Here is a 17,215-nt window from a genome sequence, read left to right as displayed (position 1 = left end):
GCCTCGCAAAAGGGTTCTGACCCCTCTCCAGGCCGGGGCAGGGCGGTTTTGGTATGCTGTGGGGCCGGCCGTGCCGGGCGCGACACCCCCCTCACTACACGATTCCCGCAGATCCATGAGCGAAGCTACCGATACCCCCCCCGTTGACGAAAACAAGTTGATCGCCGAGCGCCGCGAGAAACTCAAAACGCTGCGTGGGCAGGGCATCGCGTACCCGAACGACTTCCGTCGCGAAGACTTCGCCGGCCGCCTGCAGGAGGAGTTTGCCGACGCTGAAACCTGGACCGCCGAGGCGCTGGAAGGCAACGGACGCCAGGTGAAGATGGCCGGCCGCTTGATGGCCAAGCGCATCATGGGCAAGGCCAGTTTCGCGCAGATCCAGGACGAGTCCGGCCGTATCCAGCTGTTCCTGCAGGGTTCCGTACTGGGTGATGCCTACACCGCCTTCAAGGGCTGGGACGTGGGCGACATCATCGCCGTCGAAGGCGGCCTGACCCGCACCAAGACCGGCGAACTGTCGGTCAAGGCCGAGTCGATCCGCCTTCTGACCAAGTCGCTGCGCCCGCTGCCGGACAAGTGGCATGGCCTGGCCGACGTCGAGCAGCGTTACCGCCAGCGTTACGTCGACCTGATCGTGACCCCGGAATCGCGCGCGGTGTTCATCAAGCGCTCGAAGATCATCCGCGCCATGCGCGCCTGGCTGGACAACCGCGACTTCCTGGAAGTCGAGACGCCGATGATGCATTACATCCCCGGCGGCGCGGCGGCCAAGCCGTTCACCACCCACCACAATGCGCTGGACCTGGACCTGTACCTGCGCGTGGCGCCGGAGCTGTACCTCAAGCGCCTGACCGTGGGTGGCCTGGAACGCGTCTACGAGATCAACCGCAACTTCCGCAACGAAGGCGTGAGCACCCGCCACAACCCGGAATTCACCATGATGGAACTGTACGAGGCCTATGCCACGTACAACGAAATCATGGACCTGACCGAAGGCGTGATCCGTGACGTGGCCCAGGCCGTGAACGGTGGCACTGAAGTGGAATGGGACGGCGCGAAGATCGACCTGGGCCCGGCCTTCCGCCGCTGGCGCATGGATGAAGCGGTGCGCCACCACAACCCGGAAATCTCCGCGGCCGACTGCACCGACCGCGAGGCGCTGCTGCGCCATTGCGAGCGCTTGAAGATCCGCGTCAAGCCTTCTTACGGCTGGGGCAAGCTGCTGCTGGAGATCTTCGAAGCCACGGTCGAACACACCCTGATCCAGCCGACCTTCATCACCGATCACCCGGTCGAGGTCTCGCCGCTGGCCCGTGCCAACGACAACGATCCGGGCTACACCGACCGCTTCGAGCTGTTCGTCAACGGCAAGGAGCTGGCCAACGGCTTCTCCGAACTGAACGACCCGGAAGACCAGGCGCAGCGCTTCCAGGCCCAGGTGGCCGCGAAGGAAGGCGGCGACGACGAGGCCATGCACTACGACGCCGACTACATCCGTGCGCTGGAGTACGGCATGGCGCCGACCGGCGGCCTGGGCATCGGCGTCGATCGCCTGGTGATGCTGCTGACCGGCAGCAGCTCGATCCGCGACGTGCTGCTGTTCCCGTACATGCGTCCGGAGCAGTAAGTCGCTTTTCTGACTCCTGATTGTGCGCGCCGTCGCGAAACGAGACGGCGCATTTGACGCCTCCCGCACTCGGCGTATCGTTAATGCACTACCTTGACGTCCGTTATGGCTTGATCGGCGTCAGGGGGATGACGCGTTGTGGAGAGTCCGCTTCACAATGCGATGACGATCATGAACCGGGACGCATGACACGGGAGTCGGGCCGATGCAGGGTGCGAGCGTTCGCAGCAGCAGGGTATCCTCGCCTGCTGATGATCCAGCATGGTCGAGAAACCAGGCGGAGTACGCGTTGAACATCGTCATTGTTGACGACCAGACGTCCGCGCGGACGATGCTGCGTCACGTCATCGAAGACATCGCGCCGGAATTGAGCGTGTATGACTTTGGTGATCCGCTGACCGCATTGGCCTGGTGCGAGGCGCATCCGGTCGACCTGCTGCTGCTCGATTACCGCATGCCGGAGATGGACGGGCTGGAGTTCGCCCGTCGTTTCCGTCGCCTGCCCAAGCACCGCGACATCCCGGTGATCCTGATCACTGTGGTCGGTGACGAGCCGATCCGGCAGGCGGCGCTGGAAGCGGGTGTCATCGACTTCCTGGTCAAGCCGATCCGCCCGCGCGAACTGCGCGCGCGCTGCTACAACCTGCTGCAGCTGCGCCAGCAGACCGAGAACGTGAAGCAACGCGCGTTGTCGCTGGAGCAGCGCCTGTTGGCCAGCATGCATGAGGTCGAAGAGCGCGAACGCGAGACCCTGTCGCGATTGGCGCGGGCGATCGAGTTCCGTGATGCCGGCACCAGTGCCTACCTCGAACGCATGGCACGGGTTGCGGGGCTGATCGCCGAGCAGCTGGGCCTGCCCGAAGACGACGTGCGCTTGATCGAGATGGCGGCGCCGCTGCATGACATGGGCAAGATCGCCATTCCCGATGCGGTGCTGCTCAAGCAGGGCAAGCTCAACGACGAGGAGCTGGCGATCATGCGCCGGCACCCGCGAATCGGCCATGAGCTGCTCAGTGGCAGCCAGAACCGTTTCATCCAGGTGGGCGCGCTCATCGCGCTGCGCCACCACGAGCGCTATGACGGCAGCGGCTATCCTGATGGCCTGGTCGGCGAGGCGATCCCGCTGGAAGCGCGGATCGTTGCTGTCGCCGACGTGTTCGATGCACTGATCTCACCCCGTCCGTACAAGGAAGCATGGACCATGGAAGCGACACTGGCTTATCTGTACGCCCAGCGTGGGCGACTGTTCGATCCGCGCTGCGTGGATGCGCTGATGCGCGGCCGTGAGCAGCTGGACCAGATCTGCGCCGAGCATTCGATGGCGTCCGCACGCCCGGGGCTGGGCGCGTGAAACGCCTGCTGTCGCGGCTGCGGCTGCGCCTGTCCCAGCGGCAGGACAGCGAGCACGGCCAGCAGATTGTCCGTATTGTCCTGATCAGCCTGATCCTTGCCTACGTGCTGTTGCCGGCGCCGCGCCACGACCTGCCGCATGGGCAGTACGTGGGTGTGTTGGCGATCGTGCTGACCGGGTTGAGCCTGTCCCTGCTGCTGTTCGGTTGGCTGCTGTGGCGACCGGCACGTTCCGACGCGCGCCGCGTGCTTGGCATGCTGGCCGACTACGGCCTGATCGCGGCCGGCATGGTGCAGATGGGTGAGCCGCTGGCCTGGGTCTACATCGTTGTGATGTGGGTGACGGTCGGCAACGGCATGCGGTTCGGCAACCACTACCTGTACGTGGCAGTGGCAATGGCCTTGGTGAGCTTCGGCTTCACCGTGCTCCAGACACCGTACTGGATGCAGAATTTCCGCTTGGCCATCGGCCTCTGGCTCGGACTGGCCGCAGTGCCGCTGTACTTCTCCACGCTGCTGCGGCAGCTGACCGAAGCGATGGCCGAGGCCCGGCGCGCGAGCGAGGCCAAGAGCCGCTTCCTGGCCAACATGAGCCACGAGTTCCGCACCCCGTTGAATGGGCTCAACGGTATGACCGAAGTGCTGGCGACCACGCGCCTGGATGATGAGCAGCGCGAGTGCCTCAGTACCATCCAGGCGTCTTCGCGCAGCCTGCTGGCGCTGGTGGAGGAGGTGCTGGACATCTCTGCCATCGAGGCCGGCAAGCTGCGGGTGGTGGCAGAGGATTTCGCCGTGACCGACGTGATCCAGGCGATCGGGTTGATCCTGATGCCGCAGGCCAGGGCCAAGGGCCTGGATTACCGGGTGAAGGTTGCCGACGGCGTGCCACCGCGCGTGCGCGGCGACGTCGGGCACCTGCGGCAGATCCTGTTGAACCTGGCGGGCAACGCAGTCAAGTTCACCGACCACGGCCGGGTCGAGATCCGTGTCGGTGTGGTGCATGCTGATACGAGTGGCGCGGTGCGGTTGCGCTTCGATATTTTCGATACCGGCATCGGCGTGGCGCCGGCGATGCGTGCGCGCTTGTTCGATGCCTTCGAGCAGGCGGATGTGAGCATGGCGCGCCGCCATGAGGGCACGGGACTGGGCACGACCATCGCCAAGGGCCTGGTCGAAGCGATGGACGGCGACATCGGCTATCTGGAGAACCCGCCGCGCGGTAGTCACTTCTGGGTCGAGCTGCCTTTCGCGCCACCGCAGCCGATGGTGCCGGGCGCGGTCCCGACCCTGTCCGGCGAGGAGGACGCGGGGCCCGGCGGGAACGTGATTGCCTTTGCCGATCCATTCCTGCGTCATCGCGCGCGCGTGCGCAGCATGCAGATCCTGGTGGCCGACGACCACGAGGCCAACCGCATGGTCCTGCAGCGCCTGCTGCAGAAGGCCGGTCACCGGGTGCTGTGCGTCGACGGTGGTGAAGCCGTACTGGACGCATTGGCCGACAGCGAGTTCGATGCGGTCATCGTCGATCTGCACATGCCGGGCATGAGTGGGCTGGACATGCTCAAGGAACTGCGCGTGATGCAGGCCGGCGGTGGTCCGCGCACGCCGGTGCTGGTGCTCAGTGCCGATGTCACGCCGGAGGCGATCCAGCGGTGCACCCAGGCCGGTGCCCATGCATTCCTGGCCAAGCCCGTGGTGGCGGTACGGCTGCTCGACACCCTGGCCGAGATCGCCAGCAATGCCCAGTTGAGGACCATGGCCGCGCCGGTCGTGCGACCCGCGGCGCCGTTGCAGGATGGGGTGCTCGACAGCAGCGTGCTGGACGAGCTGGCGTCACTGGGAATGGGTGAAGGGTTCGAGCGTGAGTTCATCCGCCAGTGCCTGGAGGACGCAGCGAGCTGCATGGGCAAGGCCGAGCAGGCGGGTGAAACCGCGCAGTGGGAGGTGTTCCGTGAGCAGTCCCATGCGATCAAGGGCGTGGCCAGCAACCTCGGACTGATGCGCGCGTCCAACCGTGCCGGCGAGTTGATGCGGATGGCCGACTGGCAGTTGAAGGCCGAATGGCGCGTACGCCTGGGTGTGCTGCAGGACGCCATCAAGGAAGGCCGGCGTGCGCTGGATGCGCGCGCCGAGCGCCGCCTGCGCGGTGCCGCCGAGGATGGTGAGGCGCGCTGAGCCTGGGCGTGTGGTGTCATAAAAAAAGCCCGGTGGCCAACCGGGCTTGAACCCATCCTGGGGGAGGGGATGAATCAGGCCGCGTCGAGACCGGCGCGACGGGTCTGGGCCTTGATCAGGCGATCCATGGTACGCAAGGAGCGGTCGCCAAGGGCGAGGGCGGAATCGACCCATACCTTGGTGATCTCCAGCAGTTCGTCGTAGCTGACCGCCTGGGCAATGCTGCGCGCGGCGTTCATTGCCAGATAGGACTGCGGGGTGCGTTGCTGCTGGCGGATCAGCTCTTCAACCGCGGCACGACCTTCGCCCTTCTTCGCCAGTACATCGACGATACCCAGCGCATGCATTTCCTCGGCGCTGTAGACACGGCCGTCAAGGATGATCTTCTCGGCCAGGTGCGGTGACACCCGCCGGCACAGGAACGAATAGGCGCCCATGCCGGGGAAAAGGCCGAACAGCACTTCGGGCAGGCCCATTCCGCTGCCTTCCTCGGCCACGATGGTGTGGCAGGCCAATGCCATTTCCAGGCCACCGCCAAGCGCGTCGCCCTGGATCAGGGCGATCGAACGCACGTCGCCGCCGAATCCGGTGTGCAGGTGGTGCACGCCTTCCACGCACCGCTGGGCGTAGTTCAGCAGGAGGTCGCGGTTGCCTTCGCGGATCAGGCGGGTGAACAGGTCCAGGTCGCCCCCCAGGTTGTAGGCGACGGCATCGGACGCCAGCACGAAATGCCGCAACGTGCCGCTGTGGCGCTCGGCGGGGCTGCGGGTGATGGCGGCCATGAAGCTCCACATCTCATCGAGCATGTCCTTTCGGCAGCACGGACGGATGCCGGTGGCAGCATCGGCATGCATGAACAACCAGTGGGCAGTGCCGTCGGCGCTGTCCTCGGTACGGATGGTGGCAAAACGCGAGCCGCTGCTCGGCAGCTTTTCGATGGTACTCATGGAAGGGTCCTCGGCATGCGGCCCGCAGAGTCAGGTGGGTGGCCGGCGGGCCGAACGGTCCACACACGCGGCGATGCTACACCGCCACCGGGGCGCCGCATGCGAAAGGGCCCGGAACGTTTCCGTCCCGGGCCCGATGCCGTTCAAATTGCCCGAAACCCTTACTGGGCGGGCGTATCGCGGAGTTCGCGGCGGAGGATTTTGCCGACGTTGGTCTTCGGCAGCTCCTTTCGGAATTCTACGATTTTGGGGTGTTTGTAACCGGTCAGGTTGGCCCGGGCATGTTCCTTGACCATTTCGGCGGTCAGGTTCGGGTCCTTCTTCACGATGACCACCTTGACCACCTCACCGGACTTCTCGTCCGGCACGCCGACCGCAGCCACTTCCAGCACGCCGGGCATCATCGCGATGACATCCTCGACTTCGTTCGGGTACACGTTGAAGCCGGACACCAGGATCATGTCCTTCTTGCGGTCGACGATGTAGAAGAAGCCCTGTTCGTCCATCTTCGCCATGTCGCCGGTGTGCAGCCAGCCGTCGGCGTCGATGGCCTTGTCGGTTTCCTCCGGACGCTGCCAGTAGCCCTTCATCACCTGCGGGCCCTTGATGCAGAGTTCGCCGACTTCGCCCAGCGGCAGGATGTTGCTGTTGTCATCCTTGATGCAGGCATCGGTGGACGGGATCGGCAGGCCGATCGAACCGTTGTACTCGGTGAGGGTAAGCGGGTTGATGCAGGCCGCCGGCGACGTCTCGGTCAGGCCATAGGCCTCGACCAGGGTAACGCCGGTCACCTTTTTCCAGCGTTCGGCCACGGCGCGCTGCACGGCCATGCCGCCGCCCAGGGTGACCTTCAGCGACGAGAAGTCGACCGTGTCGAAACCGGGGGTATTGAGCAGGCCGTTGAACAGCGTGTTGACGCCGGTGATGGCGGTGAAGCGCACCGACTTGAGCTCCTTGACGAAACCCTTCATGTCGCGCGGATTGGTGATCAGGTGGTTGCAGCCACCGAACTTCATGAAGACCAGGCCGTTCGCCGTCAGTGCGAAGATGTGGTACAGCGGCAGGGCGGTGATGATCCACTCCTTGCCCATCTCGATGCCCGACGCACTGATCCAGGCCGAGGCCTGCTGCATGTTGGCGATCAGGTTGCGGTTGGTCAGCATCGCACCCTTGGCCACGCCGGTGGTGCCGCCGGTGTACTGCAGGAAGGCGATGTCGTCGTGGTCGATCTCGACCGGCGGGAGCGCGTGGCGGCTGCCCAGCGTGAGTGCCTGCCTGAAGCGGACGGCACCCTTGACGTGGTAGTTGGGCACCATCTTCTTGATGTACTTCAGCACGAAGTTGACGATCGCGCCCTTGGCGCCGAGCAGGTCGCCCAGGCCGGTAGTGATCACGTGCTTGACCGGCGTGTCGGCGATGACCTGCTCGACGGTATCGCCGAAGTTGTCGACCACGACCAGTGCGGTCACGCCGGCGTCGACCAGCTGGTGCTTCAGCTCGCGGGCGGTGTACAGCGGGTTGACGTTGACCACGGTGAGGCCTGCGCGCAGCACGCCGAAGGTGGCCACCGGGTACTGCAGGCAGTTGGGCATCATCAGGGCGACGCGGTCACCCTTCTTGAGCTTGAGCTCACCCAGCAGGTAGGCCGCGAACTGGGTGACCAGCGCATCGGTCTCACCGTAGGTGAGCACCTTGCCGAAGCTGGAGTAGGCTGGACGGTCGCGGAATTTCGCGACGGAAGCGTCGAAGACCGAAGCTACCGAATGGAACTCGTTGACGTCGATCTCGGCGGGAACGCCTTTCGGATAGCTCTGCAGCCAGGGACGATCCAGACTCATATTCCCCCTCCAGGAATCGTGATGTATTAGGTTTCGGCCCTGAGCGTAGCGACAATGGCCGTTCATTGCAGCATACCCCGCCGTAGGGAAAACGCGAAGAGGGGTTTGCGTGCCGCATTGTGCGAACGCGTCAAACGCCGCCGGGCCATGCCCGGCGGATGTTTCACCGTGAGCGGCTGGCTCAGCCCTGCTTGCGCACCGGTGCACCATTGGCCTTGTAGTACGGCGCGGTGCTGCGGGCCAGCGGGGTGCGGCCGCGGATCACGTCGGCCAGTTTCTCGGCCATCATGATGGTCGGCGCGTTGAGGTTGCCGGTCACGACCTGCGGCATGATCGAGGCATCGACGATGCGCAGGCCTTCCAGGCCGTGCACGCGGCCCTGGCCGTCGACCACCGCCATCGGATCATCGGCGTGGCCCATCTTGTTCGAGCACGACGGGTGGTAGGCGGTCTCGGCATGCTCGCGGACGAACGCATCGATCTGCGCGTCGGTCTGCAGCGCGCTGCCCGGCGAGATCTCGCGGCCGCTGTAAGGGGCCAGTGCCGGCTGCGCGAAGATCTCACGGGTGATGCGGATCGCCGCGCGGAACTCGCGCCAGTCCTGGTCGTGCGACATGTAGTTGAACAGGATGCTGGGATGTTCGCGCGGGTCCTTGGAACGCACGTGGATGCGGCCGCGGCTGGGCGAGCGCATCGAGCCGACGTGCATCTGGAAGCTGTGTGCCTTGATCGGGTTGGAGCCGTTGTAATTGATCGCCACCGGCAGGAAGTGGTACTGCAGGTTCGGCCAGTCGAACTCGGCGTCGCTGCGGATGAAGCCACCGGCCTCGAACTGGTTGCTGGCGCCGATGCCGGTGCCCAGGAACAGCCACTCGGCACCGATCGCCGGCTGGTTGTACAGCTTCAGTGCCGGCGCCAGCGAGACCGGCTTCTTGCACTCGTACTGCAGGTACATTTCCAGATGGTCCTGGAGGTTGGCGCCAACGCCCGGCAGGTGGTGCACCAGGTCGATGTCCAGGCTGCGCAGCAGGTCGGCCGGGCCGACGCCGGAGCGCTGCAGGATCTGCGGCGAGGCGATGGCACCGCCGCACAGCAGCACTTCGCGACGGGCAGTGGCACGCTGCGGCTGGTCGTTGTGCAGCCACTGCACGCCCACCGCACGCTTGCCCGAGAACAGGATGCGGTCGGTCAGCGCGTGGGTGACGATGGTCAGGTTCGGGCGCGGCTTGGCCAGGTCCAGGTAGCCGCGGGCAGTGCTGGAGCGACGGCCCTTCGGGGTCACCGTGCGGTCCATCGGGCCGAAGCCTTCCTGCTGGTAGCCATTGAGGTCGTCGGTGCGCGGGTAGCCGGCCTGCACGCCGGCCTCGACCATCGCGGCGAACAGCTCGTTGTTGCCGGCCTTCGGCGTGGTCACGCGCAGCGGGCCATCACCACCGTGGTAGTCGTTGGGGCCGATGTCGCGGGTTTCGGCCTTGCGGAAGTACGGCAGGCAGTCCAGGTAGGTCCAGTCTTCCAGGCCCGGCATGCTGGCCCAGTTGTCGTAGTCCATCGCGTTGCCGCGGATGTAGCACATGCCGTTGATCAGCGACGAGCCGCCCAGGCCCTTGCCGCGGCCGCAGTCCATGCGGCGGTTGTTCATGAAGGGCTCCGGATCGGTCTTGTACGCCCAGTTGTAGCGCTTGCCTTGGAGCGGGAAGGCCAGTGCCGCCGGCATCTGGGTACGGAAGTCGAGCCGGTAGTCCGGGCCACCGGCTTCCAGCAGCAGCACGCTGACATCGGCATCTTCGGTGAGGCGGGTGGCCAGCACGTTGCCGGCCGAACCGGCGCCGATGATGATGTAGTCGTACTCGTTATGGGTGCTCATGGGTGTCTCCTGCAGGCCGGGGCGCGCTGCATGCAGGCGTCCGGGCGGAATGTCGGATCGGCACGATGGCCGGACGATGGGGCGCGCGCAGGGCGCGCCGGTCAGAACACGCTGGCGTAGTCGCCCAGCTCGACCTGCACCGACTTGATGCGGGTGTAGTGGCCGAGGGTGGAGATGCCGTTCTCGCGGCCGACGCCGGATTCCTTGTAGCCACCCACCGGCATTTCGGCCGGCGATTCACCCCAGGTGTTGATCCAGCAGATGCCGGCTTCCAGGCGGTGGATGATGCGGTGGGCGCGGCTGACGTCCTTGCTGACCACGCCGGCGGCCAGGCCGAAGGTGGTGTCGTTGGCGCGGCGCACCACTTCGTCCTCGTCGTCGTAGGCGAGGATGCTCATCACCGGCCCGAAGATCTCTTCGCGGACAATCGTCATGTCATCGCGGCAGTCGGAGAACACGGTCGGCAGCACGTAGGCGCCATTGGCCAGCGCGCCTTCGGTGGCACGGCCGCCGCCGGTCAGCAGGCGGGCGCCTTCGGCCTTGCCGCTCTCGATGTAGCGCAGCACGTTTTCCATGTGCGGGAAGCTGGTCAGCGGGCCGAAGTTGGTCTCGGCGGCCATCGGGTCGCCGATGCGGATGCGCTTGACGCGCTCGACAACGGCGGCTTCGAACGCGGCCAGCATGCTGCGCGGCACGAACACGCGGGTGCCGTTGGTGCAGACCTGGCCGGAGCTGAAGAAGTTGGCCATCACCGCGATGTCGGCGGCGCGGTCCAGGTCGGCGTCGTCGCAGATCACCAGCGGCGACTTGCCGCCCAGTTCCATGGTCACTTCCTTCAGCGACGAGGAGGCGGCGCTGGCCATCACCTTCTTGCCGGTGGCGACGCCGCCGGTGAAGGAGATCTTCTCGATCACCGGGTGCTCGGTCAGCCACTGCCCGATCTCGCGGCCCGGGCCCTGCACCACGTTGAACACGCCGGCCGGCACGCCGGCTTCGGTGTAGATCTCGGCCAGCTTGATTGCTGTGAGCGGGGTCACTTCGGACGGCTTGAACACCATCGCGTTGCCGGCGGCCAGCGCCGGGGCCGACTTCCACATGGCGATCTGGATCGGGTAATTCCAGGCGCCGATGCCGGCTACCACGCCCAGCGGCTCACGGCGGGTGTAGAAGAAGCTCGATTCGCGCAGCGGCAGCTGGATGCCTTCGATGGCGGTGGCCAGGCCGGCGTAGTACTCGACCACGTCGGCACCGGTGACGATGTCCACGGTGGTGGTCTCGGCCAGTGCCTTGCCGGTATCCAGGGTTTCCAGGTGGGCCAGCTCGTCGTTGCGCTCGCGCAGGATCTCAACGGCGCGGCGCAGGATGCGCGAACGCTCCATCGCGGTCATCGCGGCCCACACCTTCTGGCCTTCGGCCGCGCTCTGCACGGCGCGCTCGACGTCGGCCTGGCTGGCGACCTGCACCTCGGCGATCACTTCACCGGTGGCCGGGTTGACGGTCTTGAAGGTCTTGCCGCTGGTGGCGTCGACGCGCTGGCCGTGGATGTAGAGCTGTTGGACGGGCAGGGTGGTCATGGGGCGTACTCCTTGGAAGGGGGCGGGTGCTGAAGCGCTTATAGCGCGCCAGCCTGCAACTGGAAGTCGATATAGCCGTAAGCGATGCGCCGGGACTTCTCGGCGTTGAACTGGCCGCCGACCAGGCTGCCGCGCAGCCACAGGCCGTCGATCATCGCGGCCAGGCCACGGGCGGCCAGGCGGGCCTGCGGGTGGGGCAGCAGGCGGTTGAACTGGTGGCACAGGTTGGAGAACAGGCGCTGGTCGTTGGCGCGCTGCAGCCGGGCCAGTTCCGGCTGGTGCATGCTGGCGGCCCAGAAGGTGAGCCAGACGCGCATCGCAGTGCCGTTGATCTGGCTGTCGTCGAAGTTGCCGTCGACGATGGCGCGCAGCTGCTCGCGCGGATCGTCGCTTGCGTCGGCGCGGTAGCGGGCGACCGCGTCCTTCAGTTCGCGCAGGATCTGCCGCATTGCAGCATTGAGCAGGCCGTCCTTGTCGCCGAAGTAGTGGGCGACGATGCCGCTGGACAGCCCGGCCTTCTTCGCGATGGTGGCGACGGTCGCATCGGCCATGCCGATCTCGTCGATGGTCTGGAAAGTGGCCCGGATCAGCTGTTCGCGCCGTACCGGTTCCACGCCTTTCTTCGGCATTGTCTCTCCACGGATTGCGACCCGAAGGATCGGGCTGCCCGCCATTATGCTTTTTATTGATTGAACGTTCAATCAATAAACCCTAGGATGCGCTCGCGCCCCACGCCATGGGCCCGGTTTACCGGTCCGGCCCCGCCCATGTGCTCCCTCGGACTTGATGAGACGACCCCATGTCTTCCCTGGCTCATCCCAAGCGTTCGCCCCTGCGCTTGAACCGTTTTGTGTTCTTCAGTTCCTCGGTGTCGATCGGCATCCTCGGGCTGCTCACCGTTCTCTATCCCGAAGGCAGCGAGCACTGGCTGCAATGGGCGCAGGCCGAGGTCTCGGCGGCGTTCGGCTGGTGGTACATGCTGCTGATCGTGCTGTGCCTGGGCTTCGTGCTGTGGCTGGCGTTCTCGCCGTACGGCCGCATCCGCCTGGGCCACAACGAGGAATCACCGGCGTTCGGCTACGTGGCCTGGGTGTCGATGCTGTTCTCGGCCGGCATCGGCATCGCGCTGTTGTACTACGGCGCCTACGAGCCGCTGGACCATTTCCTCAATCCTCCCGGGCAGCCCGGCGGTACCGTGGCCGCCGGCCGCGAGGCGATGGTGCTGACCTTCCTGCATTGGGGCCTGCACGGCTGGGCGCTGTACGCGCTGGTCGGCGTGGCGCTGGGCTACTTCGCCTACCGCCGCGACCTGCCGCTGGCGCTGCGCTCGGCGCTGTACCCGATCTTCGGTGAGCGCATCCACGGCCGCATCGGTGACATGGTGGATGGTTTCGGCATCCTGGCCACGCTGATCTCGATGGTGACCAACCTCGGCATCGGCGCGCTGGTGGTGCAGTCCGGCCTGGTCTACCTGTTCAACATCCCGGATACGCCGCAGGTGCTGGTGGCGATCGTGCTGGTGATGATGGCGGTGGCCACCATCGGCGTGGTCGCGGGCGTGGAGAAGGGCATCGCCTGGCTCTCCAACCTCAACGTGCGCCTGCTGTGCGGCCTGCTGCTGTTCGTTTTGGTCACCGGCCCGACCCTGCACCTGTTCGACGGCCTGATCCAGAACACCGGCGACTACCTGGGCGCGTTCGTGCGCAAGAGCTTCGACATGTACCTCAACGACCCCAAGGGCCGTGAGTGGATGGGCTCGTGGACGCTGTTCTACTGGGCGTGGTGGATTGCCTGGGCACCGTTCGTCGGCCTTTTCGTGGCACGCATCTCGCGTGGCCGCACCATCCGCGAAGTGATCATGGGCGTGTTGCTGATCCCGCTCGGCTTCACCCTGGCCTGGCTGTCGATCTTCGGCAATACCGCCATCGACCTGGTGCTCAACCACGGCCAGGCGATCCTGGGCGACGTCGCCCAGCACGATGCGGCGATGACGCTGTTCAAGCTGCTCGAATACCTGCCCGCCGCGCCCTACATGGCCGGTGCCGCGGTGGTGATCGGTTTCGTGCTGTTCCTGACTCCGGTCGATTCGGGCACGCTGATGATCGCCAACCTGTGCACCCGTCGTGTCGATGACGGCGTGGAGGACGGCCACGACGCGCCGATCTGGCTGCGCGTGTTCTGGGCGGCCGGCATCACCGTGGCCAGCGTCGGCCTGCTGCTGGCCGGCAACTTCAGTGCGATGCAGACGGCGGTGGTGCTGTGCGGCCTGCCGTTCTCGTTCACGCTGGCCTTCTACATGTGGGGCCTGCTGAAGGCGCTGCGCACCGATCCGGACGCGCCGCGGCGCTGAGGGGCGGTGCGGGTGGGCATCGGCGCGGGCCGATGCCTGCCACATTTCATTGCATTCCTAGATACGTCGCATGGGGTCGTGATCGACCATGGAGTCTCTTCAAGCGGGAGACCCCGATGAAACGACTTCTCTGTGGCCTGTTGCTGTCCGTTGCGATTCCGCTGCGTGCCGAGCCGATCCCCCCACCGATGCTGCAACTCGATTTCCCGGTGCTGGCGGTGGGGGATATCGGCCAGTTCCGTGTCCAGGTGCCGGCCTATGCCGGCGGGCAGGGGCGCGTGTCCTACGCCGCGCATGCGCTGATGCCGGGCAGTGCCGAGGATCGCGGCTACCGCTTCATTGCGGTGGCCTGCGGCGATGGTGGCTTTACCCCGGTGGTGCACTACGAGGACCGTGGCGTGGTCTGTTCGCGCATCGGCCAGGCGCCGCATCCGGCGTTCGAGATGGTGGTAACCGTGCTCAACACCGGTGCCGCCAATGGCGGGACGGTGATGCCGGAGGGCCTGCGCGGCCTGGTGTATGACGTCGGGCCGAGCGCGGCGCCGTGGCGGATCTACGGCGTCGGGCCGTAGGGGCAGTGCATCTGTAGAGCCGAGCCGATGCTCGGCTGCGGTTGGTGGCAATGCAGCCGAGCATGGCTCGGCTCTACAGGTCAGGCGTTATTTGCTGGCCAGCTGGCGCAGCACGTACTGCAGCAGGCCGCCATGACGGAAGTACTCGACCTCCTTCGGAGTCAGCAGCATCACCGACACTTCGAAGGTCTTCTTCGTGCCGTCGGCCTTGGTCGCAGTGACCGTGGCGCGCTTGCTGGCACCGTCCTGCAGGCCGGTGATGTCGATCACCTCCGAACCGTCCAGGCCCAGGCTCTGTGCGTTTTCGCCGTTGCGGAACTGCAGCGGCAGCACGCCCATGCCGACCAGGTTGGAGCGGTGGATGCGCTCGAAGCTTTCGGCGATGACCGCCTTCACCCCCAGCAGCAGGGTGCCCTTGGCTGCCCAGTCGCGCGACGAGCCGGTGCCGTATTCCTTGCCGGCCAGCACCACCAGCGGCACCTTGTCGGCCTTGTACTTCATGGCCGCATCGTAGATCGCCAGCTTCTCCGGCTGGCCGCCACCGGCCGGGTAGTACAGGGTGTTGCCGCCTTCCTCGCCACCGAACATCAGGTTCTTGATGCGGATGTTGGCGAAGGTACCGCGGACCATCACGTCATCGTTGCCGCGGCGGCTGCCGTAGCTGTTGAAGTCGGCCGGCTGCACGCCGCGTTCCTGCAGGAAGCGGCCTGCGGGCGAATCCTTCTTGATGTTGCCGGCCGGGGAGATGTGGTCGGTGGTGATCGAATCGCCGAACAGGCCCATCACGCGCGCGCCGTGCACGTCGTCGATGCTGCCGGTCTGCATGGTCATGCCATCGAAGTACGGCGGGTTCTTGATGTAGGTGGAGGCATCGCTCCACTCGTACAGATTGCCGTCCGGCGAGGCGATGGTGTTCCAGCGGGTGTCACCCTTGAACACATCGGCGTAGTTCTGCTTGAACATTTCCGGGCCGATGGTGGCGGCGATGACGTCGCCGATTTCCTTGTTGCTCGGCCAGATGTCGCGCAGGAACACCGGCTGGCCATCGCTGCCGGTACCCAGCGGCTGGGTGGTCAGGTCGATGTCGGTGGTGCCGGCAATGGCATAGGCCACCACCAGCGGTGGGCTGGCCAGGTAGTTCATCTTCACTTCGGGATGCACGCGGCCCTCGAAGTTGCGGTTGCCCGACAGCACCGAGGTCACCACCAGGTCGCCGGTGGCGATGCCGGCGCTGACTTCGGTCGGCAGCGGGCCGGAGTTGCCGATGCAGGTGGTGCAGCCGTAACCGACCACGTAGAAGCCGATCTTCTCCAGCTCCTTCAGTACACCGGCCTTTTCCAGGTAGTCGGTGACCACGCGCGAGCCCGGCCCGAGCGAGGTCTTCACCCACGGCTGGCGGTTCAGGCCCTTGGCGGCCGCGTTGCGGGCCAGCAGGCCGGCGCCGATCATCACCGCCGGGTTGGAGGTGTTGGTGCACGAGGTGATGGCAGCGATGACTACCGCACCGTCCTTCAGGCGGACCTTGCGGCCTTCGGTTTCGATGTCGGCGTAGCCCTTGGCCAGCTGCTCGTTGCCGACCGCGGCGCCGCCGCCTTCATTGACGAACGAGGACACATCCTCGCTGCGCTTGTCACGGTTGGCGGTCATGCCGACCAGCGCTTCGCGGTAGTTCTTCTGCACGTCTTCCAGCAGCACGCGGTCCTGCGGGCGCTTGGGGCCGGCCAGCGACGGCTTCACCGTGCCCATGTCCAGTTCCAGCGTGGTGCTGTACTGGGCGTGCGGGCTGCCCGGTTCGTGCCACAGGCCCTGCGCCTTGGCGTAGGCTTCGACCAGGTTGATCTGTTCTTCGCTGCGGCCGGACAGGCGCAGGTAGTTCAGCGATTCGGCGTCGATCGGGAAGATGCCGCAGGTAGCGCCGTATTCCGGGGCCATGTTGCCGATGGTGGCGCGGTCGGCCAGCGGCAGGTGCTGCAGGCCGTCACCGTAGAACTCGACGAACTTGCCGACCACGCCCAGCTTGCGCAGCATCTGGGTGACGGTCAGCACCAGGTCGGTGGCGGTGGCGCCTTCGGGCAGCTTGCCGGTCAGCTTGAAGCCGACCACCTGTGGGATCAGCATCGACGATGGCTGGCCGAGCATGGCCGCCTCCGCCTCGATGCCGCCCACGCCCCAGCCGAGCACGCCGATGCCGTTGATCATGGTGGTGTGGCTGTCGGTACCGAACACGGTATCGGGGTAGGCAACGGCCTTGCCGTCCTTGTCCGCGGTCATCACCACGCGGGCCAGGTTTTCCAGGTTCACCTGGTGGACGATGCCGGTGTTGGGCGGCACCACCTTGAAGTTGTCGAAGGCCTTCTGGCCCCAGCGCAGGAAGCCGTAGCGTTCCTGGTTGCGCTGGAATTCGATCTTGCCGTTGAGGTCCAGCGCGTCGGGCTTGCCGAACACGTCGACCTGCACCGAGTGGTCGATGACCAGCTCGGAGGGAATCTGCGGGTTGATCTGCTCGGGCGAGCCGCCGAGCTTGACCACCGCGTCGCGCATTGCGGCCAGGTCGACCACGCAGGGCACGCCGGTGAAGTCCTGCAGGACCACGCGCGCCGGCATGAAGGCGATCTCGGTGTCCGGTTCGGCGGACGGGTTCCAGCGGGCCACGGCTTCGATGTGGTCCGGGCCGACGGTGGCGCCGCCGTCCTCATGCCGGAGCAGGTTCTCCAGCAGGATCTTCATCGAGTAGGGCAGGTGGGAGATATCGAAGCGCTGGCCCAGCGTGGGCAGGCTGAAGTAGTCGTAGGTCTTGCCGCCGACGTTCAGCTGGCTGCGGGTGGAGAACGAATCGCTCATGCGGGGTAACTCCTTCTTGCGGATGGCTTGCAGTGGCCCGTTCGTGGGTGGGCCTGCTTGCGGTCGCCGCGGGCCTG

11 protein-coding genes are annotated in these 17,215 nt (G+C 65.9%); 5 read left to right on the top strand and 6 right to left on the bottom strand.

Going from position 1 to position 17,215, the window contains the following annotated elements:
- Positions 1–115: 115 nt before the first annotated feature.
- The 3 genes from lysS (at position 116) to AASM09_RS12490 (ending at position 5,152) form a co-directional block, all read left to right on the top strand.
- On the top strand, positions 116–1,627 hold the full coding sequence (gene lysS, locus AASM09_RS12500; RefSeq protein WP_049429880.1) for a lysine--tRNA ligase: 1,512 nt from the start codon (positions 116–118) through the stop codon (positions 1,625–1,627).
- A 205-nt stretch (positions 1,628–1,832) separates the two neighbouring features.
- Positions 1,833–2,978, top strand: coding sequence for a response regulator (locus tag AASM09_RS12495; RefSeq protein ID WP_049429881.1), 1,146 nt, complete (start codon positions 1,833–1,835; stop codon positions 2,976–2,978).
- Positions 2,975–5,152, top strand: a complete 2,178-nt coding sequence (locus AASM09_RS12490; protein WP_049429882.1) for a response regulator — start codon at positions 2,975–2,977, stop codon at positions 5,150–5,152. Before AASM09_RS12495 ends, AASM09_RS12490 begins: the two co-directional genes overlap by 4 nt.
- A gap of 74 nt (positions 5,153–5,226) precedes the next feature.
- Here the strand turns inward: AASM09_RS12490 and AASM09_RS12485 are convergent, their stop codons facing one another.
- The 5 genes from AASM09_RS12485 to betI form a co-directional block, all read right to left on the bottom strand.
- Positions 5,227–6,099 (bottom strand): crotonase/enoyl-CoA hydratase family protein, encoded by an 873-nt coding sequence (locus AASM09_RS12485; RefSeq protein WP_049429883.1) that lies wholly within the window; start codon positions 6,097–6,099, stop codon positions 5,227–5,229.
- 161 nt (positions 6,100–6,260) lie between these two features.
- Positions 6,261–7,937, bottom strand: a complete 1,677-nt coding sequence (locus AASM09_RS12480; RefSeq protein WP_049429884.1) for a long-chain fatty acid--CoA ligase — start codon at positions 7,935–7,937, stop codon at positions 6,261–6,263.
- A 181-nt stretch (positions 7,938–8,118) separates the two neighbouring features.
- Positions 8,119–9,801, bottom strand: coding sequence for a choline dehydrogenase (gene betA / locus AASM09_RS12475; protein ID WP_049429885.1), 1,683 nt, complete (start codon positions 9,799–9,801; stop codon positions 8,119–8,121).
- 101 nt (positions 9,802–9,902) lie between these two features.
- Complete coding sequence (gene betB, locus AASM09_RS12470) at positions 9,903–11,375, bottom strand: betaine-aldehyde dehydrogenase (protein ID WP_100443536.1); 1,473 nt, start codon at positions 11,373–11,375, stop codon at positions 9,903–9,905.
- Positions 11,376–11,413: 38 nt separating this feature from the next.
- A complete protein-coding gene (gene betI, locus AASM09_RS12465) occupies positions 11,414–12,004 on the bottom strand; it encodes a transcriptional regulator BetI (RefSeq protein ID WP_100443535.1) in 591 nt (196 codons plus the stop codon).
- Between the two features lie 170 nt (positions 12,005–12,174).
- On the opposite strand from betI, the gene AASM09_RS12460 reads away from it, so the two are divergent.
- Together AASM09_RS12460 and AASM09_RS12455 are read left to right on the top strand one after the other, a co-directional pair.
- A complete protein-coding gene (locus tag AASM09_RS12460; protein WP_049431175.1) occupies positions 12,175–13,725 on the top strand; it encodes a BCCT family transporter in 1,551 nt (516 codons plus the stop codon).
- 116 nt (positions 13,726–13,841) lie between these two features.
- Positions 13,842–14,297, top strand: coding sequence for a hypothetical protein (locus AASM09_RS12455; RefSeq protein ID WP_152906599.1), 456 nt, complete (start codon positions 13,842–13,844; stop codon positions 14,295–14,297).
- Positions 14,298–14,384: 87 nt separating this feature from the next.
- Here AASM09_RS12455 and acnA read toward each other — a convergent pair whose 3' ends face one another.
- Positions 14,385–17,138, bottom strand: coding sequence for an aconitate hydratase AcnA (gene acnA / locus AASM09_RS12450; RefSeq protein WP_049431171.1), 2,754 nt, complete (start codon positions 17,136–17,138; stop codon positions 14,385–14,387).
- Positions 17,139–17,215: the final 77 nt, after the last annotated feature.

The sequence above is a fragment of the Stenotrophomonas maltophilia genome (assembly GCF_039555535.1).
GTDB lineage: Bacteria > Pseudomonadota > Gammaproteobacteria > Xanthomonadales > Xanthomonadaceae > Stenotrophomonas > Stenotrophomonas maltophilia_Q.
Note: the sequence above shows the minus strand (reverse complement) of the source record. Positions and strands in the feature narration are given on the sequence as shown.